The following is a 25,883-nucleotide window of genomic DNA, read 5'->3' as shown; positions in this document are numbered from 1 at the left end:
CGAAGGCGTATTAGTACAGGAAGGATTTTGTGATGATGACGAGCAGGATGAACAGTACGAGAATGGCACCAATGTTTGTGAATCCTCCAACGCCACAGTATCCGTATCCGCCTCTTGTATCTTCAACTTGGGACATGGGTCATACCCCTTTCGAGTGATGGTTTGGCACGCCCTTGCGTACATCGTATATTATGTGCCATGGCGTTAGGCTGATTGGGCCTCTGCCCGTGCATATGTGTTTTGGGCATCTATCCTGGATACCAAAGAACCCTTCGGCGATGACATTAGCTTTCGCAATGTGCCGCAAAGGGTTCTATTTTTGAAACCATCTAAATTAGAAGGTTATATTTACTTATATGCTAAGTCGTTTGCAGATCCTGCACGCCGCGATAGATCGTATCGAACAGTTCTTCGAGACCATTTTCCTCGATACAAGAGAAGGCAATCCGCAGATCGGATTCACCGAGTGCAATCGTGCCTACACCATATTGGTGCAACAGATGGCTACGGAGTGCTTCAGCACTGACTTGTTTCAGCTTCAGACACATGAAGTAGCCGGAGTTGAAAGGATAATAATCCCATACGTCCCCATACTTACCGCTGTCTAAGATCGCTTTAACTTTGTTGGCGCGGCCTTTCATAATCTCGAACTTTTCTTGTTTCTGTGCTTCAAACTCCGGTGCTTTCAGCGCATCCAGAACAAAAGTCTGTGAAGGATGCGGACCGCTAGAGATCGTTGCACGGATGATGCCAAGTGTTTTTTGCTCCAATGCATGCAAAATAGCGGCATCTTCATGAGCAAATGTAATGAATCCTACACGGAAGCCCCATACGAATTCTTCTTTCGTTGCACCGTCGATCTTCACCGTTAATACACGTGGATGAATATTGGCCAATTTACCAAAAAGAGACTCATGAATGGAATCTTCAAAGAAGAGGCCAAAGTATGCATCATCTGTAACCACAACAACATTTACACCGGCTTCTGCAGCTTGACGAATGGCATCTACGATGGCATCTGCTTCTGCGCCGCCTGGCGTGTAACCTGTCGGATTGTTCGGGAAGTTCAGCAAAACAATGGCTTTTCCTTTGTCCTTCTGTGCAAGCAACGCCTGAAGCAGTCCGTTGCTGTTAAAGTTCAATTGATCATCAAACAATGGATAATGAATCAACTGGCCGTGTCGACGAATTCCGAAAGTCAGCTCGTAATTCTCCCAGTTTTTATCCGGATATATAACAGCGTCCCCTTCTTCAGTGAACAGGTCGGCTACGATGCTGAGTCCATGAGTTAGTGCGTTCGTTACAATCGGGTTTCCGAAAGATTTGCCTTCCAGTGAAGGGGTTTCTCTCAGCATCTTTTCTCTCCAAACGGTTCTTAATTCAGGTTTGCCTGCAGGAGGCGCGTAAGGATACAGATCCTTCGGCTGGAATGCGGACAACTTTTCCTGAATCACCGGAAGATGCATTGGCACTCCACCCTCCAGAGCGATACCGATCGTTGCATTATAGGTCTTAGCCAAGCTTGCTGCTTCCGCAGATTGACTTAAGATACCTTCTTTTGGAAAATAAATTTCTTTGCCGAGTTGTGACAGCATGGAGTAGACGTGACTGCTGCCGGCCTGAATACTTTCGTTCAACTGTTCAGCCAGTGGATTCATTTTTTTCATCCTTCCAAGTCTTTGTGATTCACTGCCTAACATTATAACACCTTGACATGGCCCCGTCACGGAAATTACGCAATATGACAGTTATATCACTTCACCGCGTTGTTGCGCGGGGTCAGAATGCAATATTAGCCTGAATTTAAGGCTGGATCTGGTGTGTTACTCCTGATGGTACGGACAATATTTTCGCATCATTTCAGCCGTTTCATGATCCCGGCCTTCGTTTCGTTTATGCAATTCACCGCTGATATGATCAAATCGTTCAGGCGTCAGATTCTGCCCGAATTTAAACTTGGCGCTGAGTCGATCCGGTACGATTCGAACGACAGCTACAGCTTTGAGCCTTCCGGTGTAGCGGGAGTCTTGCGCGTCAATCGGTATATAACCGCCTTGCGGCTGGAGTTTCTCCATAAACCGCTGAAGTACCTTGCCTTTAATATCAAGATCTTCTACACGCTCTGCCAGACCGGAGGCCATGACACTTTTGAAAAATGAGGTTGCAGGACAAGCCAGTTCAGGATCACTGAAAAAAGAAGGAATCAGCGAGAATTCCTCCGCCACGGTAAAGCTGACGGACGAGTGCTGTTTGATCTGTTTCATTTTTTCCCCGGCTAAACTTCCATGAAAATAAAAGCAACCATCCATATATACAAAATTCAGCGGTGTAACTCTCGGTTCTCCATCCGGGCTGACGGTACCCAGAAAACCAAAAGAGCACTGGTCCAAAAAAGTAATGATTTCCTGTTCCTCTTCTACCGAAAATTCTTTGCGTCTCATATAATTTCCCCCATTATTTTAGAAAGTGTTAGGACATGTCGGAATGTAGAAACCGTTATAACATGTCAGAAATAGGATTGCAGCATGTATTCCATGAAGATAACCATAAAACGAATATTGACAGTAAAATAGATCCAATTTACATTCATTTTTATAGGCCAATTGGGATGAGAGTGATCTTAAACAGGAAGTAAGACTAGGAAAAGATAGAAGGAAACATAAAAGTAAAGATCGAGAAGACATGTTAAGAGGGAGAATCGCATGGAATTGTGGCTGCCACTTGATTCTTATGAGCTTCAATATCGATACCAATATCAAGCGTTATATCACGCACTGCGGGATGCGATTCATTCAGGTACACTGGATGCAGGAACACGTTTGCCTTCTACGCGTTTACTGGCGAAACAGTACGACATGTCACGCGGGTCGGTAGCCCAGGTATACGATATGTTGCTTGCGGATGGATATGTCCATGCTTATCGGGGAAAAGGAACCTATGTTACGGAATCCTTGTCCGTGCATCACAACAATCATAGCGAAGCGGTATTGTCTCTATCTCCATGGGGAGAGCGTCTTCGCGGACTAACCGCAGAACACAAACGTTCACGTGAAGAGGTTCAACTGGAACAGGAATCCGTCATCAATTTTCGGATGCAGCGATTGCTGCCAGAACATTTTCCAAAAGCCGAGTGGAAAAGTGCGCTCGCTGCGGTTCATCGTAGTGGCTGGCGAGATGTAGGTGGTGCAGCCGGTGATTCAGAGCTACGGGAAGCGATTGCCGCACATCTTCGCTGGACACGTGGCATTCAAACGGATGCCTCCCAGATCGTACTGTTCAGTGGATCGATACAAGGCATTACGCTGTTGTCCCAATTACTCATTCACGAGGGAAGCCCGGTGGTGCTGGAAAGTCCGGGTTATCAAGGCATTCTGCATGCGGTCAGATCCTGCGGTGGTCAGGTGATACCAGCTGAGGTTGATGAAGGAGGTATTATCCCGCAAGATTGGCATGCACAAACGTTATTTGTCACGCCGACTCGCCAGTTCCCGACCGGAGCGGTACTCGGGCTGGAACGAAGGCGGGCCTTACTGAACTGGGCATCAAAACAAAATGCCGTTATTGTTGAAGATGATTACGACAGTGAATTTCGCTGGGGCGGACGTCCGATTGAACCACTTAAGGTGCTTGATCGTGAGCAACGCGTGATATACATCGGTTCCTTCTCCCAAACGATGCCCGCTTCGTTCCGGCTCGGTTATGCGGTATTGCCAAGCAGTCTGGTCGAGCCACTTCTGGCTGCCAAAGCTCTGTATGAACCGGTGTCACCCGCGCTGCTGGAACAGCGTGCACTAGCCAAATTTATGACACGAGGTGGATATATGCGGCATTTACGTCGATTAACCAGGCTATATGGGGAGCGGCATGACTTTTTTGTAGAGGAGATGAACCGTTGGTTGCCACAAGCCTTCACCATGCAACCAGGGGATGCCGGATTGACCATTTATGCGATATGGAACGGGGACCAAGCAAGTTATGAACGGTTTACCGGAGAGGTTCATAAAGAGGGCGTTTTGTTCCGGGATGTGGAGCAGTACCGCTTAACTCCGGGGCATGCTGCAATATGTTTCGGATTCGCTCATCTGGAAAAAGAGGAGATTCGCGAAGGGATAAAGCGGATGCAAGCCGCGTGGGAGAAGTGTACATTTTCGTTTCAGTGAATTCCGCTGTATAATGGGATAAGTGTTTAAAGAGATTAACTGTCAAGGGGGAGTGGCGACATGCTGCAGGCATCGCCGTCATCATTTGTAATTTTGCCCGCTGTCGCCAAAATAGTCTGTGAACCGGGCTGGAAGTGGCAGAAGCGAGAAAAACCGATGCAAAATTATGATTTATTTTACGTGTGGAGCGGTGAAGGCACGGTTATTTTGAATGATCAGCCTTACGAGGTTGGCAAAGGAAGCTGTTTCCTGTTTCGTCCGGGAGACCATACAAGCGCAACGCATAACAGGCAGAAACCACTGGTGCTTACATATATTCATTTCGATGTGGACGAGCCTGTTGTGGATGTGCCTCAGTCTTACCGTGAAGTGCAGGAGACTGTGGAGTTTGAGCATTTGCTTGCACGTTACGTAAGGCTGTTTTTGTCCGATGTGTATGGACGTGATGAAGAGAGCAGGCTGATTTTGAAGCAGTTGATGATCCATTTACTGCGTGCGGATACGGAAGAACCTGTGGAGAAAAAGGTAAGTAATCAGTTGTCCGATGTGATTCAGGAGGTAGCCAATTATGTTCGCCAGCATCCCGGAATTACACATCGTGTAGAGGATCTGGCCGCGCGAGCTGGTCTGTCGCCGCGTTATTTCTCAATTAAGTTCAAGGAACTTGTCGGATCATCGGTACAGTCCTATATTATTCGTATGCGTATTGAACGGGCAGAACATCTTCTGGTGCATACCGGTATGAACGTGACCGAAGTTGCGGATGCACTGGGTTATCGGGATATCTTTTTCTTCAGTCGTCAGTTCAAGCAATATACGGGCAAAAGTCCGTCAGAGATTCGTTAAAACCATGTCAGCGTCTCGTATGCAAACATCACAACGTTTCAATGCTGGATGGCTAGGGTAAGTAACTAGCATTCCAGATGACCTTACAAGGAGGAACATGTGATGATGAACGGAAAAAGACGGGTTCGTAGCCGTAGAAATTCCATTAAGGGATGCAGTATTTTTCGGAAACGCCTGCGCCGGCTGAAACCCGTTGAAGAACTGCAGGACGTATGGTTTTAAAGTTTGGAGAGATGGCTACACCTTATAATGAACTGGCGTTCCAACCGGAGAGAGGCAGCGCCATGCATGTATACATGAAATGATATTTCGTTAGGCAATTTAGAATGGTAACATTTCATATCATGAATTATAGGCAAATGAAGGATAGAGAATAAAGAGGATGGCATAACACCTGATTGCAGGTGCTGAGCCATCCTCTTTATTTACGTATGAAATTAGGGTTGTTTGGGTTTCAGACGACCAAGTAAAGCTCCCATTTTAACGGAATCTCCAGGTTTCAAATCAGGGAGCGGTTCGAAGGTATCGGTCTGCATAAGCAGTACAACGGTAGAACCGAACTCGAAATAGGCCAGATCATCTCCCTGAGCCCAATCTTGGGTGTCGATATCCGCATATTGGATACTACTGACATTCATTGCACCTACTTTGACGACAGCTACTTCACCATAATCATGCTGAATATACGTAATAAGCCGTTCATTGCGGCTGAGCACGGATTTCATATGGGTGAGTCCGAAATCATTCACAGGATAAACTTTGCCTTTGATATGTTCGCTCTCCATCTTACGACCGCTGACAGGTGCATGAATGCGGTGGTAGTCGCGCGGGCTGAGATAGAGCACAAAACCATAACCATGCTTGTACTTCTCCAGATGTGGAGAGTGGTTTAACAATTCAGCAAGTGTATAATCTTGTCCCTTTACATTCAGAATGGTTCCTGCGGAAATCGGGCCTGCTGCCGTAATTTTAGCGTCGACAGGGCTGATCAATGCATGTTCCGAAAGGTCTAGCGGGCGCATCCCGGGTTTTAATTTGCGAGTGAAGAAATCATTCAGGGAACGATATTCTTTCCAATCCTTCTCGGCTTCCTGTACAGGGATGTTGTAGGTCCGGACAAAATAAGGGATAAATGCTTTGCTTCCCCGGCTTTTGGAGAAAGCTCCCACGGTCCGGGAGATCCATTTGCGCGAAGAAAGCTCAGTCATTAATCGCAACAGCGTTTTTGCCATGAATATCCCCCTTAGGGTTAATACAAACTTCAAGGCCGCAAAAGCGGCCATTCTGCATAATATTGACACAAATCACGAATGAAATCAATACAATCCACGATCATAGGTTTGTGGCTGTCTTGGAATGCTGGAGTTGTGATTGACGAGCAGACGTCCGTACGCCATTGGTTTGTTATATGTCATCTGCCAATGTTCCTGCATGCCAGCCTTACGAAACCCATATCGCTGATCCCTGCCATTGCATTCGATAAAGTAAATGCCTCCGTTTTGGGTTACGCCGAGGTCGAGGCCCAGATCAGCCAGATGAGGCAAGTTGGAAGCTAGCGTGTGAGCAATACGAAGGGCGACTATAGTTATTCGGGCTTGCAGCTGGAACAGCTCCGTACTCGGTTCAGCCAGACCAAGTGCTCCAGCCACAGTCATGACTTTGCCGCCTTGCGCAATGTTTGTGACAAACGTATGCGCCGGAGCTGCCTTGGCAAACATGCCAGTGACACTCCATACCCCATCTCCCCCGCGTTGCACGGATACTCTCAGATCAACGGGCTTTCCCTCATACCGGATGAGCCGAATCCGTTCTTCAATCAGATAAGCATGACGGAATATCCGCCTTAGTGTAGCGGAAGGCAACTGTCCCCGGTTCAGCTTGAAGGTGGCCCAGCCTTTACGCGATGCCCTCGTTTCACAGGTTAGTCTCCAATGGCCCTCCTGCTGGAAGAGACGCATAATGCCATGACCAATGCTGCCGCTACACGGTTTAATGACGAGATCTTTATGATGTTCCATCATGTAAGTGAGCGATTCGGGCGTTGCTTTGACTGCGTGTGGCAGATGATCTTTTAAAAAAAAGTCTTGCCGCAGCATATCATGCACATGGTCCTTCCGATAACGATTACGCACGTTATACACCTGGATGCCTTGCAGGAGCAAACGTGTAATCAGTCGCTGTTCCGCACGGCGAAGCTGGAGCGCACGGTTATGGATTACGGAAGGAAGTGGTATACGCTCACGGACGTAACGACCTTCTTTTTTCACATAAGCCAGACATGTTTTACGATCCAGATCGATATCCTCCAGCCTTAAAAAGCAAGGCGTTAATCCGTAACAGGCTGCAGCCTGTTCATAATTGGCGAGTGATTCCTGACCGGTCCTTCCGGCCGGTATCCCCCGGTACATGCGTGAATCGAACATAATGCCGATCGTTTCTTGGAGCATGACCGTTCCTCCTTCATTGTTATCGCGCAACCATGAATTTTTTCAGTATGCCGGCCTGTCAATGCATGGTTTTAACATCGCGATAACGCAGACCGGTGTGCAGAGGCACTTTTATACATCCGTTGTTGTCCAGACATCTTATCTTATGAAACGAGCGGATGCGGGGCGTGGACAGCCGCCTTCTCTCTTCACTTCGTACAGCCTAATTACGCCAGGGTAGATGTAACGTTAACCTGAGTAGACAGGAATCTGATCAAGGATGTGCAAAAGTAGGGCCATAAAAGTGGCAGATGCCCAGCTCAAAGCATATGATGCCGGAGATGAACGTTAGGGGAAGGAGTTGGCCTCATGAGTAAAAAAGGCAAAAAAAAGGTTGTGACGCCTAAAGTGCGTCATATCAGTCCCAAATTCAGGGAGCTGGATCTGATGGATCGGCGACTGGAATTCAGCAAGCCGGAAAAAACAGTGAAAAAAGAGGAGGTTTCGACTTCGGATAGAGTTGCCTCCAAGGAAGTTATTGCTGATACCGTAACGACATCTGATCAGACGACGCCAGATGCATCGGTCAATAAATCTGAAGTTGTGGTGGAAGCGCAAGACATAGTGCAGGAGCAACAGCCCCGGCAGCCGCAACAAATTGCCCCATTAAATGCAGAAAAAAATAATGTGGAAAAGGAAAACGCAGAAAAAGAACTTCAGATCAGAAGCATTGCGCACCTTCCATTGAAAGAACAGGATAACCTAAGCCGTTCAACAGGCAAGCAGCGTCTTGAACAATTAAACCAGAACCAGATGCCAGGCTATGAAGGACAGTATATTTATACAGATGACCTCAGTGAGTTTGCCGTCACGGAAAGTAAGCTGGCTCCTTTTTCGGTGGACGCCTCCAAGCTGAAATCAGGAGCTGTAGGAAGCGAGGCGCTTCAGGATTATGCAGTAACAAGTATTCATATTGCGGACGGTGCGATTGTTTCTGCTAAGCTGGCTGAGGCTTCGATTGCGGAGGAACATCTGATTGATGGCTCTGTATCAGGTCACAAAATCAGAAATGCATCCATCGCTGGAGACAAAATCCGGGATGGCAGCATTACCTCACAGAAGCTGGGTAATCAGGTCATTGATGCAACCAAAATAGCGGATGGCTCCATCGGCACAAGGCATCTGAGTCGCCTGCTCGTCACAGAGGAATTAATCCAGAATCAAGCTGTTACTGGTGAAAAAATCGCGATTAGCGGGATCGAGACCCGTCATTTAGCTGGTGGAGCTGTCCATACCTCGAAACTGGCGGATGATGCGGTCACCAGTGCCAAGATTCGTGATGGAGCGGTGACAGGTAGCAAAATTGAAGAGCAATCTATTGATACACGCCACATTCAGGCCGGTTCGGTGAAACAGTCTCATTTGGCTGAAGGTTCTGTTGGACGTAATCAATTGCTGGCAAGCAGCATCGGCAGCGAACAGATTGAGGATGGCTCGATTCATACACGGCATATTGCCGAACATGCCTTGAATGGACGACATCTGGTGGATGGTTCGATCGGATCAGTACAGATTCGAGCTGCTGCTGTAGGGAGCGAACAGATCGGCAATGCCGAAATCGGTAGTGAGCATCTAGTCGATGGAGCGATCATTAGCAGCAAGCTGGCAGATCAATCGGTGGGAACAGCGAAATTGCTGGAGCAGGCAGTGACGGCTTCGAAACTGGCAGATCAAAGCGTTGTCGCTTCTAAAATATCCGATGAAGCTGTGCTCGGGAAACATCTGGCTAAAGGCTCGATTCGCGGGGAACATATTGCCAATCGAGGCATTACACCGGTTCATGTTGATAATGGTGCTATTCATTCCATACATCTGGCGAGTGGAAGCATCGAGACAACACATCTATCCGAGGGAAGTGTGTCTGCGGATGCACTGGCTTCAGGTGTTGTGCTGGAAAAACATCTGGCAGAATCTTCTGTAGGATCATTCCAATTGCAGGATGAAGCAGTCACAACCGCAAAGCTGGCATCTGAGAGTGTCACGGCTGATAAACTCGCTCCAAGTGCGGTTACAAGCAAAGCTATAGCCTCAGGGACGGTCAATTCGTCCCACTTGGCCAAAGCAGCCGTATCAACGGCTCATCTGGCTCCCGGCAGTGTGGATTCCGAAGCACTGAGGCCGTATGCAGTGAAAGCCGAGCACCTGACAGAGCATGCCGTAGGTGCCCCTCACCTGCAGCCGGGCAGCGTTCAGACCGATGCCATATCACGTGCGGCAATTACGACGGACAAAATAGCTCCGGGCAGCGTGACTTCAGCACAGATGGCAGGCGGTTCCATCTTTCCACCACATCTTACAGATCATGCTGTGACATCACCTAAACTCTCACCGGAAAGTGTCTCTACAGATAAGCTGGCTGATCTATCGGTCACCTCGGCCAAACTGGCTGACGGCAGTATCACTTCCGCCAAGATTATGGCTGAAAGCATCGTTGCCAAACATATCCCTGCTGAAACGATTCGTGGATATCACCTGAAGCAGCATACGATCTCGCTGGAGCATCTGTCCGATGAGGTGCGTACGCCAGAATTATTTGCAAACGGCAGCATCCCCGGTAGCAAGCTTCGTCAAAGAACAGTGACAACAGAACATCTGGCCACCGACTCGGTATCTGGCGAGGAATTACAGTACGGGGCAGTGGGAAGCGAACATCTGCAACGAGCATCCGTTGATTCCATGCATCTCGCTGAAGGCAGTATAAAATCAGATCATTTGACTGCTCAGTCTGTCCATAGCGCTCATCTGAGAGAAGAGGTCATTCGCAGTGAGCATATTACCGAGCAGGCGATATCTTCCAATCATTTGATGGCCGGAGCGGTGCATACAGAACATTTGGCTCCGCTCTCTGTAACAGAAGCACATTTACAGCCAGGGCTGATCAGTGGGTTGCATCTGCAGTTGGAATCTCTGGGTGCTACACACCTGCAGCAAGGTGCAGTTCAATCTCGTCATATCCAGGATGGGGCTGTTTTCTCCTACCATATTCAGGAGCGGAGTATTGGAACAGAACATCTGGAGGAAGAGTCTGTCCGCTCCGTCATCTTACAAGATGGTGCAGTTACTACATCTAAATTGGCGGATGGCAGTGTAGACGGCAGTAAACTGACAGAGGGCACGGTATCCAGCATTCATTTGACCGATGAGAGTGTGCAGTCTGCACATATCGCAGAAGGTGCAATCCGTGCGGATCATATCGCGGATGGAAGCATCACGGCGAGCCATTTGAGCGAAGAAGCTGTAAACACAGCTCATCTGCAAGATGGTGCAGTCACGGCATCTAAACTGGCAGATGGCAGTGTAGACGGCAGTAAACTGACAGAGGGCACGATATCGTCTGTGCATCTCGCTGATCGTGCTATTGATGGCAGTAAGTTAAGTGAGCAAAGTATCACGTCCAGTCACTTAAATGATGGAATCGTGGGCACATCACATCTAAGTGAAGAGATCTGGAATACAATTCGTCAGGTCAGTGCAGAAACGCTGGAACAGCTTGCCGAGTTCAAAAGGCAAGAAGCCATGCAGGAAGTACAACAGTTTATACAGTCGGTTGGCCTGCCTAACGAAGCTCTGTTTGCCTGGGGAGATGACGCGGAGTCGTCGCCGGATGCGCCTGCTGAGTTCCAAGCCGGAAATTTGAATCTTCAAGAGCTGCTTGGGCTATACAATGATTCGGAAGTAGATGCCGTATTAATGGAAGGCGAGTCTGCTACGGGAATCACTGAAGCTGAAGATGCATCGGATGGAGAAAATACATTATCGCCGGATGTAGCTGACACAGACTTATCCAACTCTATCACCCCTCAAGGGGCTGATACAGAGGTGCCAGTCTCCTATACCCTTGAGCCTCAGTCGGTAACACAAGAGCATTTGTGTGATGGTTCTGTAGGCAGTGAACAGTTGCAGACTGGTGCTGTTCAAGCCGAACATCTGGCATTCAAGCCGGTACGTAGTGTCAGTAAACAGCCTGCCGTGCAGCAGTTTGGCATGGAAGCTTTTGTTCTGCCGGAGAATGAAACGTGTACCGAAGTGACGATCGTTTTCGAAGAGGCGTTCGATTCGGAGCATTATGTCATTGTAGCCATGAGCAATGACCGTGGATTTCAGGTGTCGCTGTTATCCCAGAGTGAGGATGAAGCTGTGCTGGAAGTAACGCGGACAGCGGATTGCAAGCATACGTATGGTTTGTTGTCCTGGATCGCAGCGGGGCCATCGGCTTAAAAATATACAAAAGCGGTGTCCAGAGTATGTCCCGGACACCGCTTTTGCTTAGTAAGCCTGACCGTTCGGACATGAGGGGTGTCGGAAACGAGGCTAACTTTTTAACATAAGATATAGAAAGAAAAATAATAAGTTCGGCTTTACTTTTGGTGAAGATCACAGATGCTGCACACGATTAGTTAACGATCATAGTCCTACAGCTTGATAAGCTTTGGTGATGGCGGTAGCCTCGGCAGAATTGGCGCCGTAGAGGTCTTTGGCCGCCTGGATCGTTGCTGTTTTGGCAGCTGCAAATTTGGATGTTGGTGTCAGGTAATTCACCAGTGTGTTGTAGAAGATACGTACGGCTTTATCCCGGCCGATGCCGCTAACGGTTACACCGTTATGTGTGCCCCCTTGGGCTGCAAGGTAATAAGCTTTGTTGATGATACCGCTGTTGATATGAACACCGCCATTATCTTGGGTACCTGTGTAGCGGTCGCTATATTTGTCAGGCTGATCATACAGCGTAGGGTTGGACAGGGAGCGCAGGGCGTCACCTGGAATGTTAGGGGTATAGATATCGTCACCCAGCAGCCAGTTTTTGCTCTCGATGGTGTTACCCATAATATCGGCAAAAGCTTCATTTAAAGCGCCCGGTTCATTACGATATTCCAGGTTGGCCGTGTACTCAATGACCCCGTGTGTTAATTCATGACCGACAACGTCCAGGTCACCAGAGAATGAGCGGAACAACGAGCCGTCGCCGTCACCAAATACAATCTGTGCCCCGTTCCAGAAGGCATTATTGTAGTTGGAGCCATAATGTACTGTCGACCGAATCAACAATCCGTTACCATCAAGGCTGTTGCGGTTAAATTTATTTTTGTAAAAATCATAAGTAGCGGCAGCATAAGCGTGTGCATCTACAGCTGCGCGATCCGTCCATACGTTATCGGAATCTGTAAGCAGCGTGCCTGGCAGGGAGGAGCGATTATTCGCTGTGTAGGTTTGGATGCCTTTACCCCGAGTGGTATCTTTCAGTTGGTAGGTACTGCCGGATTGCGTTGTCGTCAGCGTTTTGGTGTCACCCAGTACGCCTGTTCCTGTACCCGTGGCAAAGTTAATGATATCAAACTGGGATACGATGCTTCCGTCCACGGCGTTAATAAAGTATTTGGTACGAAGCGGTGCAGGTTCAAGCACGTTCACTTCGGTAATGTAAACCAGATAGGTCTGACCGTCATCTTCATGATGATAAATTTGGAGTTCAGCCTTCGGCTCAAGCTCCGGTGCACCTAACTCGCCGATCCGGGAAGTCGCTTCTTCCGAAGCTACTTTAATCGCTTCCTCTGCACTGATACTTGGGATGCCGTCATTAGGAATCGCTTGTTCTTCAACAGGAGGAAGTTCACCAAGGGCAGAAGTCACAGCGCCCGTTTTGTCCAGATGGAGGGTCTGTTCAGCACCGTAGACCGGAATACCTTTGATGTACTGTTGCAGACGGAAGTGCCTTACGCCGGAAGTATCCGTGTTACGTTTAATGATTTTGAGTTGGCCTCTGACATCGGAGTTCAGGAACTCTTCCTGTTGTCCAAGGTAATTGTAGATCGTTTCGTCCGGATTGTTGTTCAAAAGGATACTCTCCTCGGAGGCATAAGGAGCCTCAAGTGGATTAGACAGATCAGATGGCGCTGCAGCGGCAGAGGATACGGAAGCGAGCAAAAGAGCTCCTCCAAGTATTGTTGGCATAACTTTGGCAAATTTCATTGTTAACTCTCCTATTCTCATTTTAGATTTTGCTTGAAAAAAAAGGGTTTATGCCTAACTCGGCTGGATTTCCGTCTGCATCTGGCAGGGCGGAGTGAGGGGCTCAAACAGAAGTATGTTTAAGAAGCAGGGGTTGTCCCCTAATGATTGCGGCAAACCGAAGGTTCTACGGAGAACCGGGATGTTCAATCCGTGTGTGGCATGCGGGAAGAAGAAGCCGGGTTGGGAACGGCATCACTCCTTTCAAGTTCATGGTCTGTTTGTGTAGTAAATGGAGGAGATCAAACGTCTGAACTAACCGAAGGTCAATAAATGGACAGAAAGAGGTTTTGGGAACGTGAGTTCTCAACAAGGTTAAAAATGTAAATTGTGTGGCTTGAATCGTATAGTATCACAGTGTAAAAGATTGGAAAAGATACAATTTTAAATTTTTTCGAAAATTGTGTCTAAGGACAGGGAAGAGATGTCATTTTTAAAAATATTGACGAATCTTGTCGGGTCACAGGATGGGTCTACTTACACTCTTGCCCAGAACCTAAGTAAGATAAGGACATACGCCGTTTCCACTGCTCCACGAATACATAGAATAACGTGTACTCCCTTGGCATGATCAGGATGGACAGTGGGAGGTGAAGTTGTTGCGGAAACAACGTAATAGAGCCAATTATGCAACAAAAACAAGAAAAAAGCGTTTCAGACCTGCACTTGGAAAAAGAAGAATCCAAACGAGAAAGAAAAAGGGTACAAAGACCTATGTCATTTCCTTACCTCCTAACCATTCATTTCATGCGAACGATCGGAGAGAATCACATGAGATGATTGGGGAAGTTACTGCGCAAGACAGAGAAGTTCTCCGGCAACCTGTGCTATCGGTGATTATTCCAGCGATGAACGAGGAACGAACCATTGCTGCTGTAGTCCGTGAAGCGACACGTATATGCCGCGATGCGGAAGTACTGGTTATTGTAAACGGGTCAACCGATGGCACAGCAAATGAAGCTGAACGGGCTGGGGCACGGGTACTCCACTACCCTGAAGCGCTGGGACATGATGCAGGACGAAGAGTAGGGGCAGCATCAGCCCGAGGGCAGATCCTGCTGTTCACGGATGCAGACATTCTGATCCCGGCCGAACATCTGGCACCTTTCGTTCAGGCTGTACTGAATGGAGACGATGTTGCACTGAACAATTACAACGGTCCGCTGAAACGGAGCCCTGTTCATCCGGTCGTTGAAGCAAAACATATGTTGAACAGTCTGCTCTCCAGATCCGATCTTGGCGGTGCTTCTATGACAGCCATTCCTCATGCGCTCAGTAGGCAGGCACTTGAGATCATTGGCATATCTTCACTGGAAATTCCGCCACTTGCTCATGCCAAAGCGATAATCGGCGGCCTTCGGGTGCAAGCTGTTCATCATGTGCCTGTAGGCAAATGGAATGCTGTACGCACGAGGAAACGAGGCGGTGCTGATCTACTTAGCCAAGTCGTACTGAACGATCATCTGGAGGCGATCCGTTGGATGACAGATACACGGGGGCCACGGGGAGGGTACTCTGATCTACAGCGTATTCGTAGTCTGGCTCAATAAGAAGTTGTAATCGTCAGAACGGTAAAACTTTAGATCGGTAAGTAAGCTGAACTCATTAGCCCAGCCATGAAGAAATAAAGGATTATGTGATAGAAACGGCAACATGCGGAGGTGACAGCGATAAAAACACGATCAGGAGTAAGGGCAAAGAGACGGACGCGAGCCAAGCGAATGGCGGCGGGCAGACCCCGGAGCAGAAAGCAAGCTGAGGGGAAACGCGCGCCACGTACTCAGCATCTTGGGTGGAGCCGGCGGAATGTCCGGAAGGTGATGCCGGATCTACGTCCATTTTGGAGAGCAGGCCAGCTTGCAGGCAAACAATTCAGGGCAGACTCCGACAACCTGAATAAACATGCTTCTGAAACGTGGCAAGTACACGCGGCGAATCTGCCGGAACAGACTAGCTACGAAGCTGCATTGCAGTCAGGCCGGGTGTTTATTCAAGGCTATGCGAATTCCTCAGGCCATGTACCAGAGATTGTACCGCTTCCCCTCCGACATGTTGCTGCTGCCGTAGTCTGTGCCTGTAATGAGGAACGCACACTTGGGCAAGTGCTGGTACAACTAAGACGTCTGCCCCTCCGCGATATTGTAGTTGTATTAAACGGTACGACGGATAACAGTCTGGAACACGTGCTTCAACATTCAGGCATTACACTTGTGTATGAACCGGAACGAGCCGGGCATGATGTGGGTCGGGCGCTTGGAGTCAAAATGACAGATGCAGAGACCGTTTTGTTTGTGGATGGAGACATGGTTATACCTGCGGAACAACTGGCACCGTTCCTGTTCGCGATTGACCGGGGGCAGGATGTAGCGTTAAACGATTTGACTTCCTTACTTCCTCCTTTTTCCAAGCAGGACGAAGTCAGCCGAATCAAAGCTTATTTGAACCATACATTAGGTCGGCGGGACCTTGGTTCGAATTCGATGACCGCTGTGCCCCATGCCCTGTCGAGGCGAATGATTCAGGCTGTAAAATCTGCTTCGCTGGCCGTTCCGCCGAAGGCACAGATGCTTGCAATCCAGCAGGGACTCAAGGTATCCGCTCCATGCCAAGTGGATGTCATTCGCTCAAACCGACTGCGTGCCGGGAACACGGGTAGTGGTAACGATGTTGCCAGACTGATTCTTGGGGATCATCTGGAAGCACTCGCGGCGTGGATGGGCACGAGTGAATATGCCCTTCGGACCAACCTTCCTTCCCGTGCAGAGGTAGCGTACAGGAGGAATGTGAGATGACGCTGACCAGCATCATTATACCCACGTATAACGGACTCTCATTGCTGAGGCCTTGTGTCGAGGCCATCCGAACATACACGGAAGAAACGACATCGTATGAGATCATCGTTGTAGATAATGGGTCGACGGATGGTACTGCCGAATATTGTGCCAAGGAGCGCATCCGGTTTGTTCGTTTACCCGAAAATCGGGGATTCCCTGCCGCTTGCAATACTGGACTTCGAATGGCCTGCGGAGATGAGCTGCTCTTGCTGAACAACGATGTTACCGTTACATCTTGCTGGCTCGAAAATATGCGCACAGCACTATACAGTGAAGAGCGCGTTGGCATCATCGGGCCAGTCACGAACTATGCCAGTGGTATTCAGCAGGTTCATATGACGTTTCGGGATGTGCCACATTTTCAGGAGCTAGCAGCTGCCAATAATGTTTCGGATGTGTCCAGATGGAAGGAAGTACGCCGAATCGTAGGGCTGTGTATGCTGATGAAACGAAGTGTACTGGAGGCCGTAGGCTGGCTTGACGAAGCGTATTCCCCTGGCCACTATGAAGATGACGACTATTGTTATCGGGCTAGGCTTCTGGGCTTCCGTTTGTTGGTATGTGGTGATGTCCTTGTACATCATCAAGGCAGTGCGAGTTTTCAAAAGACAGATCATGCGGAATGGAAACAGTTGCTGGAGCGTAACCGCTCCATTTTCATAAATAAATGGCAAGTCGATCCGCTTGAATTTATGGACATATCCGATGAAGGAGGGAACAAGGAATGAAAGGTGTAATTCTTGCTGGTGGCACAGGAACCAGGCTGTACCCTCTGACCCAGCTTATCAATAAACATCTGCTTCCCGTCGGTAAACATCCGATGATTATGTATGGTATCGACAGGCTTCGTCAGGCAGGGATTGAGGATATTTTGATTGTTATCAACAAACATTCCGCTGGTTTGTATACGGAGTATCTTGGTGGTGGAGCGGATCATGGGGTCAGGCTGACGTATCGTATTCAGGAAAAGGCTGGCGGTATTGCCGAGGCTCTTGATCTGGCATCATCGTTTATTCTGCCAGGCGAAAAATTTGTGGTGTTGCTTGGTGATAACTTGTTCAGCGATGATTTGAAACCGTATGTAGAGCGATATATGCAGCAACCTGCGGGTACGGCGCGAGTGTTGCTTAAAGGCGTGGACGATGCACGTCGCTACGGGGTGCCTGTCTTTAATGAACACCATCCGGAACGTATCGCGTACATTGAAGAAAAGCCAAGTCAGCCCAAGACCTCTTACTGTGTAACGGGCATATATATGTATGATGACCATGTGTTTAGCCTGATTCATAATATTGTACCGTCTGCACGTGGAGAGCTGGAGATCACTGATGTAAACAACCATTATGCATCCGGCGGCGGATTGGAGTATGACATTTTGCAAAAATATTGGAGCGATGCCGGCACATTTGAATCGCTCCAGGAGGCAGCTGTACGCATGAAAGGGCAGCTACCTTAACCGGAAATAACATGATACAGCCGCGGTGCGTTGCGTGGATCGAAACCGATGATTGAATCAGATGATGGAAACAGAATTCTCGCCAGAGCCTTGAAGTAAGCTCCGGCATTTTGTGCAACGACCGCGGTCTTTCTCAAATATGCTCAGGGGAAATCGTGTGAGAGCAGTGATATTGCCGGGGCGAAGTAAGACTACGCAGGCAGGAGAATAACGTGTGAGGTGTTTTAGGCGCACAGGCAAAAAGGGGCAGATTACAGGGAAGCGATGTCGGATGTGTAAGGTAGGGGGAGAGTAGAGACTAGAAGAGGTCTGGGTCATGCGAGTGGTGTGAAGAGTGGAGGCAGAGCGGTGCAAGTGAATAATGCAGGGAAGTGGGGCATGTGAAAGGTACTGTAAGAGCAGGGAGCAGCAAGGGCGGAAGCAGTACGGGTGGTGTGATCAGGATAAGTAAGGCAGGCCGGACTGGAGTTGTGTTGAGTAGGGGCAAGGCAAGTACGGCTGAAAGAGTTGGGAAAGCGAGTACGGCTGGAAGTGTGATAGTCGCTGGCAAAGCAGATCGGATTGGAAATGTGGGCAAAGCAAGTCGGCCTGGAGGCGGCATTAGGGTGGGCAAAGCAGCGAGGGCCCGGGGAGTGGGAAAGACGGACAAAGCGCGAAGAAGCAGCAGAGCCGCAGGTGAGAGAGCGAGCAGGGCAGGCGGGGCAGCGCTGGCTGGCCCTGCACAGAGCCGCCTGCGCCAAGGCCCCGCCCCGCGCAGGCGTTCTTCTGCGCTGGGCCGGCGCGCCGCGGCCCGCGCCAAGCAGCGCACGGCGATGCGCCGTGCGCCCAAGCCAGCACCGCACGCAAGCTCGCCACAGGCGATGCCTGCCAGCGGTGCTGGCCCCGCCCCGCGCCAGACGACACACCCGCAGGGTGTCGTCGTGCCCGCGGGGCGGGAAGGCGCTGCCGCGAGTGCGGGCAGCGCAAACGGCGTGCCGCCGCCGGCTGCGGAGCATGCCGTGCAAGCGGCAGGGTCCGGCGGTTACGCCGCGGGTTACCGCGACGGCGTATTCGCCGGGGGCGAGGCGCTGGTGGCGCAGCACATCCCGCCGGATCATATTCTGCCCGCTGTCGCGGCGGCAGATTTGATCGCAGCGGGCTTCCGCCAGTATGCGCCCAGCTTGACCCGGCTGACCAGCCCTCATGAGATGGCTGGTCACATCATGGCGGCGCTGGATGCGCAGCGCCCCCTGTCTGTCGTTCGCCTCGGGGATGGCGAACTGCTTACGCTGGCAGCAGACACCGTGCTGCCAGCTGCAGAAGTGCAGGAGCTGGCACCGTTTCTGTCTTATGCAGGGGTGCCATGCTCCACGCCGGACATCCGCGCGACGCTTGCGGAAGCGATTCGGGGTGCAGACTGGGTGGGTGTGCCCATCTCACGTGCTCCGACGTTTCAAGGACTATTATTCCCGGTTCTGCGCCATTTCGGAATCGATTGGTCCAGTCTGAAATTGACCAGTTCCACCATCAATTACAGTCTGCATCAGTCTCGTCTGTTGCTGCCGATCTTGCAAGGACGGCGTGTGCTGCTGATCGGCAGCCAGGCGGCAGAGCTTGGGGCCTTGTTACAACTGCATGGGGTGCAGGTTACAGGCATTATCCCTGCGGTAGCAGGCATGGCAGATATTCCGAGGGTAATGCAGCTAACGTCTGAGCACACCTTTGATATCGCTCTGGTCGCAGCGGGCATTCCAGCGGTGGTGCTATGCAGGCGTATCGCTGGAGAACTGGGCAGCGTTGCCTTCGATTTCGGACATTTGGCGGACAAATTAGTGACAGGGGAGCTTCAACTCTAGTGAGTTGTCAGGGGCAGGATCACCGGGACCCTGCCTCTGGCACGAGTGGAATGGAGGAAGCAACATGAAGAAATCGGAAATACAGCCTCATCGTGTACGAAAAAATAATCAGAGCAACTTACAGCAGAGAAGTCAGCTTAGAGTGGGCGCGCAATTATCTGGTAGCCATCCTCATCGTATAGGTGCATCTGCTAAGATTCTTCTTCATGCAGCCGATGGCCGTAATCGGCGTAATGCTTCACGGAAAGGCAAAAGGAGTCATCGTATTCTTCGAAACACCAAGTTATACAAGCAAGGATATAACCGAGGTTACGAAGATGGTGTTCTTCAGGGACAGAATTCATTCGGAATTGTGTTTGAAGGTGTCAGCATCATCATTCCCACCTACAATCAGCGGGATTATGTGCTGCAATGTGTATCAAGCATTGAGAAACATACCCCGGCTCCCTACGAAATCATCGTTGTAGACAATGCTTCTCAAGATGGTACGGCCGATGCACTGCTTCGCAAAGGCGGTATGGTGAGGGTAGCTGCACTGGAGAAGAATCGGGGATTTGCCGGAGGCGTTAATCAGGGTCTGATGATGGCAAAGGGACGGCATATCGTTGTGCTGAACAATGATACCCTGGTTACCCCAGGCTGGCTGGAGAATATGATGACGTGCCTTAACAGCGATCCGCAGATTGGTGTCGTAGGACCTGTAACGAACTACATTGGCGGAGATCAGCAGATTGAAGTGCCTTATCGTGAAGTAGAGGACATGTGGTCTTTCGCTGCGAACCAGAATCGTCCAGACCCGGAGAAACATCGAGTGACGGATCGTCTCGTCGGATTCTGCTGGCTGTTTTCCAGAGATTTGTTTGAGCGGGCAGGGTATCTGGATGAGGGTTACGCCGTAGGTAACTTTGAGGATGACGATTGGATTATACGGGTGCGGATGTTGGGATACCGACTTGCTGTAGCAGGTGACGCCTTTATTCATCATTTTGGAAGTGTCAGCATGAAAGCGCTCGGAGAGCAGGACTTTAACACAGTGAACAAGGGAAATGAACAATTTTACAGTCAAAAATGGGGAGATCCCCAAGCGCTCATCGCGGAAACCTCCAGGCTGGCACAGACTCCGCACTCAGACCCTCAAACTCGATCTCAAGCGAACGTATCTTCGTTAGCGGCAAAAGGTGATTTACGCCAGAGGGTCGCAGTTTCCTCTTCTGTAAACAGTCCTGCAACATCACCGGTCAGACGAAGCAGTGATTTCTATCCCGAAGGTGCATTTCTTGTTGATCTGAAGGGTGATGTCTATGTACTAAGAAGCGGTCAGCGCCGAAAGCTGAACATTCCTGTTCCGCGCGGCATCTCGCCGGTGCTGGTCGCCAAACCTGATCTGCTGGGCATACCTGCGGGTGAACCGCTGGTGTCCGCTGGAGATATTTGGAGCGGATCGTTTGAACCTGACCTTCCTCTTGCCGTAATCCCTCCCGATCCTGGCGTGGCAGCTACTGAATTGAGTATTGTATCTGTTGCTGATACACCGGAAGTTTGGTATCTGGTCACCGAAGGTAAACGCAGGAAGTTTGTATCCACCTATGCAGCGGAACGTTGGGGAATAAGCTCCAGACATGTGCATCAAATATCAACCGAACAACTCCATTCGATCCCGGAAGGATGGCCGATTATTGCTCCGCCCCAGTTGCTGAACAAGGATTTGTGATGGCCACCGCTCGTAGTTTGAAGCAACATGTAAACATGCGGAATGAACAACACTGAAGGGTGCGCTCTTCTTGGGCTAAACGCTCAGCTGATCTGTTCATTCCGTGTGAGGTCTTTCAATAAGAGTTATATAATTAAGTGATCAGAACAAGACTATTATATCTGTAAATACATATTTGAAGTTGAAAGACTAATTTACTTCTAGGGAGCCGTAGGTAACGCATGTTAATAAGCTTGGAGGCTGAAAATGAAAAGAGCACTTTTTATTACTTTCTTAATCTTATTTATTCTCTCAGGGTGTAATGATCTTGAAAAAATAGACATTAATTCACCATCTTACATGTTTAGCGAAAACTCCGGGATCGCTAGTGAAGTAAAAGTAAATTTAAATGGAATCTTTAACAAAAATGAAAATGCTTTTGAGGGATCTTTATCTATCAATGATATGGCTTTCGAAAAGGTAATCTTCATGCATAAATCTTTGCTAATATCTTATGAAGACGCAAAGAGAACCGTGTTAGGAGATATTTATTTAGATAAACAGGCTAATCAATTCGCAATTATTATTACAGAACCTGAACTATACACGAAATTAACGAATGAAAAATATCAGAATGAAGGGTTAGTTATCAGTGCTCCTGCATCAAATCTAGAAGAAGCAAAGACGATTGAGGAGAAATTAAAAGCATTGGAGTGAGTCTAAACTCACTCCTTTTTTTGAATCAAAATGGATACTGAATGGATAAATCAAAATTTAAATTTATTTTTTCTATTTTGTTATAGGATTGTTCTATTAGCAGAACCATTGACGATGCAAAGGGACGGGAGTACATTTATAGCCATAATTCTTATTTAACAGATTGGAATTGATGGTATATGTCGATCCGGTCTGTCTGATGATCTGGAACTATATTTTGGAAATCGGAGGTATGTCGATGTCATCATCCCAACAATGCGGCAGGATGAAGCAATGCTGTCTGAACGGAATGGATTAAGTCTAACAAGGCTAATGCAACAGGAGCACAGCGGTTATTTTTAAATGGATGCCATATAGAAAAAATCTATTAGAAGCACAGTTGACCGGTTCGGCGGGGCAATGATAAGCTGTGTGAAATTAAAACAAACAAAACTCATAGGAATAATCAATTTTGATTTCGAGACTCAATCATTTATTTAGATATGCCACATTTTGGTACCATCAAATTACCTTATTTCAGGGAAGGCGGAGTGTACATGACAGCAAAACGAAGTTTGAAATTTGGAGCAATCATTCATGGTGTTGGGGGAAGCAACACAACCTGGAGACATCCGGAGGTTCTATCTGATGCCAGTGTCAACTTTGGATTTTACAAACGTCAGGCGCTGAAGGCAGAAGAGGGCAAGTTTGATCTGGTATTCATTGCAGACGGCCTGTATATTACGGAAAAATCCATTCCTCACTTCCTGAATCGCTTTGAACCGATCAGCATTCTTTCCGCTCTTGCTGCGGTAACTTCACGCATTGGACTTGTGGGCACACTCTCCACATCCTATAGTGACCCCTTTACAGTCGCCAGACAGTTCGGTTCGCTTGATCTGATCAGTGATGGTCGTGCAGGCTGGAACGTGGTGACATCTCCCTTGGAAGGTACCGCAAAAAATTACAGCAAAAGCAATCATCCAACACATCCGGAACGTTACCGTATTGCTAAGGAATATTTACAAGTGACCAAAGGCTTGTGGGATTCATGGGAAGATGATGCATTTGTAAGAGACAAGGACAGCGGTGTGTTCTTCGATCCTTCGAAACTACACACGCTGAACCATGAAGGGGAGTTCTTCTCTGTACAGGGGCCATTGAACATCGCTCGTTCACGGCAGGGACAGCCGGTTATTTTCCAGGCAGGTTCCTCAGAGGATGGCAAAACACTGGCGGCACAAGAAGCCGATGCCGTATTCACTGGACACGATAACATTGAAGATGCACAGGCGTTTTATAAGGACGTCAAAACACGGGCAGCTTCCTATGGACGTTCAGCACAAGATATTGTTATTTTGCCAGGCATTAACCCGATTGTGGGACGGACGGCAGAGGAAGCGGAACAGAAATATCAGGAGATCGCAAGCCTGGTAACCATTGATAAAGCATTGGACTACTTGGGACGTTTCTTTGAGCATCATGATTTCTCCCAATATCCGCTGGATGAACCGTTCCCTGAACTGGATGGCATAGGCAGCAACAGCTTCCGCAGTGGAACAGACAAGATTAAAAAAGATGCCAGAGAACAGGGATTAACGCTGCGAGAAGTTGCTCTACGGGCTGCAACACCACGAAGTCAATTCCTGGGCACACCGGAGCAGGTCGCAGACAAGGTTCAGGAATGGTTCGAGGCAGAAGCGGCAGACGGATTCATTATTGCTTCGGAGTTGCCTAGCGGATTGTCCGACTTTGTGGAGTTGGTGGTGCCGATTCTACAAGAACGCGGCCTCTATCGTACGGAGTATGAGCATGATACGCTGCGTGGCAATTTGGGTGTCCAGGTGCCTGTAAACCGTTATACAGCAGCAAGAACACAGGAACAGCCGAACGTGATCTAATCGAATGTCAAATGTCATTTAAATCGAACATCATCTAATTGTTGTAATTCATGTTAACTCAAACGCGGTGACTCTAACCTGTACTCACAATCCAATACATTCGGATCAAATACAAGAACAGTTCATCGTTAAAATGAAGCACAAATGCATCTGGATCATAGCGTTAATAAAGTTAATGAATCCTTTTTTTTCTTAAAACCTACTTTTCTCATAGGAAATATAAAATATATACAAGTTTGCTTGGCGTAGCACATTAATGACACCTGTATACACAGAGGGGGAAGCGATATGAACAGGTCTATTTCATGGACAAAAGTGGTGGCGTTGGCAGTAGCATTGGTGATGGTTTTGTCCGGATGCGGAGCAGCATCGGGAGGCAAAACCAGCGGTGCGGCACAGGCTTCCGCCGGCGGGGGTCAGGCTGGTAAAGCGGAAGGGGGTAACCTCACCTTTGCACTGGCGACTTCACCGGATACACTCGATCCGCATCGTAGCGGTCTTGCTGTAGCCGTACGGGCGATTCGCACGATCTACGACAATCTGGTGGTTCAGCTGCCAGATGGGTCTATCAAACCTTGGCTTGCCAAGGAATGGAGTGTATCGAAGGATGGCGAAAGTTATACCTTCAAGCTGCGTGAAGACGTGAAATTCCATGATGGAACCCCGTTTAACGCCGAAGCGGTGAAGTACAATCTGGATCGTGTCATTGATCCTGCCACCAAAGCTGCCAATTCCCTTGCCCTGATTAGACCTTATAGCTCCTCCGAGGTCATTGATGAGTATACGATCAAAGTCAATCTGAATGCACCTTCGCAAGCGTTTCTCGGCAACCTGAGTCAGGCATTACTGGGAATCGTGTCTCCAACCGCTGCGAAGAAATATGGAGATCAACTGGGTAAACATCCGGTAGGCACAGGCCCCTATACCTTTGTGAAATGGGATGAAAACGCGGATATCGTTGTAGCCAAAAACAAGGATTATAACTGGGGCCCGGAAACGGTCGAAAACAAAGGCGCTCCTCATATCGATACGATCACGTTTAAGATTGTACCGGAAGAAGCAACACGTATCGGAAGTGTGCAGAGTAAGCAGGTGCTTGCCGCTGAAACTGTACCACCGCAAAATATCGCTGCGCTGAAAAGTGATCCGAACCAGCAATTGTTGCAAGCCAATACGGTTGGTTTGCCGTATACCCTCTTTTTCAATCTGCGCAAGGCACCTTGGGATGATGTAAAAGTAAGGCAAGCGGTACAATCCGCTGTAGACGTCGAGTCCATTGTGAAAACCTTGTATCTGGGTAACTACGAGCGCGCATGGTCTGCATTGTCTCCAGGTATTCTTGGCTATGACAAGGCACTTGAAGGGAGTATCACCCCGGACATCAACCGAGCTAACCAACTACTGGATGAGCAGGGCTGGGTTAAGGGGGCTGATGGGATTCGTGTCAAAGACGGGAAGAAGCTAACCTTGAAATATGTGGATGGCTCCCCTAACCGGGAAAAACGCAATGACATTGCTGCGATCATCCAGCAACAGCTGAAACCGCTGGGCATTGCGGTAGAAGTGGTGATTACCAAAGACATTGCTACCGTGATCTATCAGAACTGGGATTATGATCTGTATGGTAACAGCCAGGTCAACTCCGATCCGAATGCCTTGTACGCCTTCTATCACACCAGTGCGGAAGGGGAACGTCCGACATTATCCGGTTTGACTGATCCAAAGATTGATCAACTTCTGGAGCAGGGAGCGGTAGAGACGGATTCGGCGAAAAGGGTAGATATCTACAGTCAGATTCAGAAATATCTCATTGAACAGGCGGTTATTTTGCCAATCTACGTATTTCCGTATACTGTGGCTGCATCCAAAAACGTGGAAGGCATCAAGTTCGATGCACTCGGTTATCCACTCTTTAATGATGTACGTATCCAGCCATAATGCAAATTGCATTATCCAGTCTTATCATTCCAACA

At 48.8% G+C, this 25,883-nt stretch carries 18 protein-coding genes; 12 read left to right on the top strand and 6 right to left on the bottom strand.

Going from position 1 to position 25,883, the window contains the following annotated elements; genetic code table 11:
* Positions 1-10 precede the first annotated feature (10 nt).
* From M3629_RS17865 to M3629_RS17855, 3 genes are all read right to left on the bottom strand, one after another.
* Entirely contained in the window at positions 11-136 is a 126-nt protein-coding gene (locus M3629_RS17865) for a YjcZ family sporulation protein (RefSeq protein ID WP_208606778.1), read from the bottom strand.
* Positions 137-359: 223 nt separating this feature from the next.
* Positions 360-1,658, bottom strand: coding sequence for an aminotransferase class I/II-fold pyridoxal phosphate-dependent enzyme (locus M3629_RS17860; RefSeq protein WP_251508965.1), 1,299 nt, complete (start codon positions 1,656-1,658; stop codon positions 360-362).
* A gap of 165 nt (positions 1,659-1,823) precedes the next feature.
* Positions 1,824-2,441, bottom strand: a complete 618-nt coding sequence (locus M3629_RS17855; protein ID WP_251508963.1) for a pyridoxamine 5'-phosphate oxidase family protein — start codon at positions 2,439-2,441, stop codon at positions 1,824-1,826.
* Positions 2,442-2,702: 261 nt separating this feature from the next.
* Between M3629_RS17855 and M3629_RS17850 the strand changes: the two genes are divergently transcribed.
* Together M3629_RS17850 and M3629_RS17845 are read left to right on the top strand one after the other, a co-directional pair.
* Complete coding sequence (locus M3629_RS17850; RefSeq protein WP_251508961.1) at positions 2,703-4,160, top strand: PLP-dependent aminotransferase family protein; 1,458 nt, start codon at positions 2,703-2,705, stop codon at positions 4,158-4,160.
* A 60-nt stretch (positions 4,161-4,220) separates the two neighbouring features.
* The gene (locus M3629_RS17845; RefSeq protein WP_090919385.1) at positions 4,221-5,006 is read left to right on the top strand and encodes an AraC family transcriptional regulator; all 786 of its coding nucleotides are present in this window, start codon (positions 4,221-4,223) and stop codon (positions 5,004-5,006) included.
* Positions 5,007-5,443: 437 nt separating this feature from the next.
* Here M3629_RS17845 and asd read toward each other — a convergent pair whose 3' ends face one another.
* Both asd and M3629_RS17835 read right to left on the bottom strand, forming a co-directional pair.
* A complete protein-coding gene (asd, locus tag M3629_RS17840) occupies positions 5,444-6,238 on the bottom strand; it encodes an archaetidylserine decarboxylase (RefSeq protein ID WP_251508959.1) in 795 nt (264 codons plus the stop codon).
* A gap of 84 nt (positions 6,239-6,322) precedes the next feature.
* The gene (locus tag M3629_RS17835; RefSeq protein ID WP_251508957.1) at positions 6,323-7,453 is read right to left on the bottom strand and encodes a YheC/YheD family protein; all 1,131 of its coding nucleotides are present in this window, start codon (positions 7,451-7,453) and stop codon (positions 6,323-6,325) included.
* 348 nt (positions 7,454-7,801) lie between these two features.
* On the opposite strand from M3629_RS17835, the gene M3629_RS17830 reads away from it, so the two are divergent.
* Positions 7,802-11,710 (top strand): WIAG-tail domain, encoded by a 3,909-nt coding sequence (locus tag M3629_RS17830; protein WP_251508955.1) that lies wholly within the window; start codon positions 7,802-7,804, stop codon positions 11,708-11,710.
* Positions 11,711-11,896: 186 nt separating this feature from the next.
* Here M3629_RS17830 and M3629_RS17825 read toward each other — a convergent pair whose 3' ends face one another.
* On the bottom strand, positions 11,897-13,459 hold the full coding sequence (locus M3629_RS17825; protein WP_251508953.1) for a M4 family metallopeptidase: 1,563 nt from the start codon (positions 13,457-13,459) through the stop codon (positions 11,897-11,899).
* A gap of 629 nt (positions 13,460-14,088) precedes the next feature.
* Between M3629_RS17825 and M3629_RS17820 the strand changes: the two genes are divergently transcribed.
* From M3629_RS17820 to M3629_RS17780, 9 genes are all read left to right on the top strand, one after another.
* The gene (locus M3629_RS17820) at positions 14,089-15,048 is read left to right on the top strand and encodes a glycosyltransferase family 2 protein (RefSeq protein ID WP_435368241.1); all 960 of its coding nucleotides are present in this window, start codon (positions 14,089-14,091) and stop codon (positions 15,046-15,048) included.
* Positions 15,049-15,219: 171 nt separating this feature from the next.
* Complete coding sequence (locus M3629_RS17815) at positions 15,220-16,290, top strand: glycosyltransferase family 2 protein (RefSeq protein ID WP_251508946.1); 1,071 nt, start codon at positions 15,220-15,222, stop codon at positions 16,288-16,290.
* Complete coding sequence (locus tag M3629_RS17810) at positions 16,287-17,060, top strand: glycosyltransferase family 2 protein (protein ID WP_251508944.1); 774 nt, start codon at positions 16,287-16,289, stop codon at positions 17,058-17,060. The genes M3629_RS17815 and M3629_RS17810 overlap by 4 nt, the downstream gene beginning before the upstream one ends.
* Complete coding sequence (locus tag M3629_RS17805; protein WP_251508942.1) at positions 17,057-17,788, top strand: sugar phosphate nucleotidyltransferase; 732 nt, start codon at positions 17,057-17,059, stop codon at positions 17,786-17,788. The genes M3629_RS17810 and M3629_RS17805 overlap by 4 nt, the downstream gene beginning before the upstream one ends.
* A gap of 380 nt (positions 17,789-18,168) precedes the next feature.
* Complete coding sequence (locus M3629_RS28690) at positions 18,169-19,623, top strand: GT-D fold domain-containing protein (RefSeq protein WP_251508940.1); 1,455 nt, start codon at positions 18,169-18,171, stop codon at positions 19,621-19,623.
* Between the two features lie 64 nt (positions 19,624-19,687).
* Complete coding sequence (locus tag M3629_RS17795) at positions 19,688-21,334, top strand: glycosyltransferase family 2 protein (protein WP_251508938.1); 1,647 nt, start codon at positions 19,688-19,690, stop codon at positions 21,332-21,334.
* Between the two features lie 246 nt (positions 21,335-21,580).
* The gene (locus M3629_RS17790) at positions 21,581-22,030 is read left to right on the top strand and encodes a hypothetical protein (RefSeq protein WP_154959663.1); all 450 of its coding nucleotides are present in this window, start codon (positions 21,581-21,583) and stop codon (positions 22,028-22,030) included.
* A gap of 536 nt (positions 22,031-22,566) precedes the next feature.
* Positions 22,567-23,910: an LLM class flavin-dependent oxidoreductase gene (locus M3629_RS17785; protein WP_251508936.1), complete on the top strand. Its 1,344-nt coding sequence runs from the start codon at positions 22,567-22,569 to the stop codon at positions 23,908-23,910.
* Between the two features lie 288 nt (positions 23,911-24,198).
* Entirely contained in the window at positions 24,199-25,848 is a 1,650-nt protein-coding gene (locus tag M3629_RS17780; protein ID WP_251508934.1) for an ABC transporter substrate-binding protein, read from the top strand.
* The last annotated feature ends 35 nt before the right edge of the window (positions 25,849-25,883 follow it).

The sequence above is a fragment of the Paenibacillus polysaccharolyticus genome (genome assembly GCF_023714295.1).
In the GTDB taxonomy this organism is placed as follows: domain Bacteria; phylum Bacillota; class Bacilli; order Paenibacillales; family Paenibacillaceae; genus Paenibacillus; species Paenibacillus polysaccharolyticus_A.
Note: the sequence above shows the minus strand (reverse complement) of the source record. Positions and strands in the feature narration are given on the sequence as shown.

What these genes read in the sequence shown, in the direction of transcription:
- M3629_RS17865 (WP_208606778.1), bottom strand. Translation starts at nt 136, where the DNA reads ATGTCCCAAGTTGAAGATACAAGAGGCGGATACGGATACTGTGGCGTT.
- M3629_RS17860 (WP_251508965.1), bottom strand. Translation starts at nt 1,658, where the DNA reads ATGAATCCACTGGCTGAACAGTTGAACGAAAGTATTCAGGCCGGCAGC.
- M3629_RS17855 (WP_251508963.1), bottom strand. Translation starts at nt 2,441, where the DNA reads ATGAGACGCAAAGAATTTTCGGTAGAAGAGGAACAGGAAATCATTACT.
- M3629_RS17850 (WP_251508961.1), top strand. Translation starts at nt 2,703, where the DNA reads ATGGAATTGTGGCTGCCACTTGATTCTTATGAGCTTCAATATCGATAC.
- M3629_RS17845 (WP_090919385.1), top strand. Translation starts at nt 4,221, where the DNA reads ATGCTGCAGGCATCGCCGTCATCATTTGTAATTTTGCCCGCTGTCGCC.
- asd (WP_251508959.1), bottom strand. Translation starts at nt 6,238, where the DNA reads ATGGCAAAAACGCTGTTGCGATTAATGACTGAGCTTTCTTCGCGCAAA.
- M3629_RS17835 (WP_251508957.1), bottom strand. Translation starts at nt 7,453, where the DNA reads ATGCTCCAAGAAACGATCGGCATTATGTTCGATTCACGCATGTACCGG.
- M3629_RS17830 (WP_251508955.1), top strand. Translation starts at nt 7,802, where the DNA reads ATGAGTAAAAAAGGCAAAAAAAAGGTTGTGACGCCTAAAGTGCGTCAT.
- M3629_RS17825 (WP_251508953.1), bottom strand. Translation starts at nt 13,459, where the DNA reads ATGAAATTTGCCAAAGTTATGCCAACAATACTTGGAGGAGCTCTTTTG.
- M3629_RS17815 (WP_251508946.1), top strand. Translation starts at nt 15,220, where the DNA reads ATGGCGGCGGGCAGACCCCGGAGCAGAAAGCAAGCTGAGGGGAAACGC.
- M3629_RS17810 (WP_251508944.1), top strand. Translation starts at nt 16,287, where the DNA reads ATGACGCTGACCAGCATCATTATACCCACGTATAACGGACTCTCATTG.
- M3629_RS17805 (WP_251508942.1), top strand. Translation starts at nt 17,057, where the DNA reads ATGAAAGGTGTAATTCTTGCTGGTGGCACAGGAACCAGGCTGTACCCT.
- M3629_RS17795 (WP_251508938.1), top strand. Translation starts at nt 19,688, where the DNA reads ATGAAGAAATCGGAAATACAGCCTCATCGTGTACGAAAAAATAATCAG.
- M3629_RS17790 (WP_154959663.1), top strand. Translation starts at nt 21,581, where the DNA reads ATGAAAAGAGCACTTTTTATTACTTTCTTAATCTTATTTATTCTCTCA.
- M3629_RS17785 (WP_251508936.1), top strand. Translation starts at nt 22,567, where the DNA reads ATGACAGCAAAACGAAGTTTGAAATTTGGAGCAATCATTCATGGTGTT.
- M3629_RS17780 (WP_251508934.1), top strand. Translation starts at nt 24,199, where the DNA reads ATGAACAGGTCTATTTCATGGACAAAAGTGGTGGCGTTGGCAGTAGCA.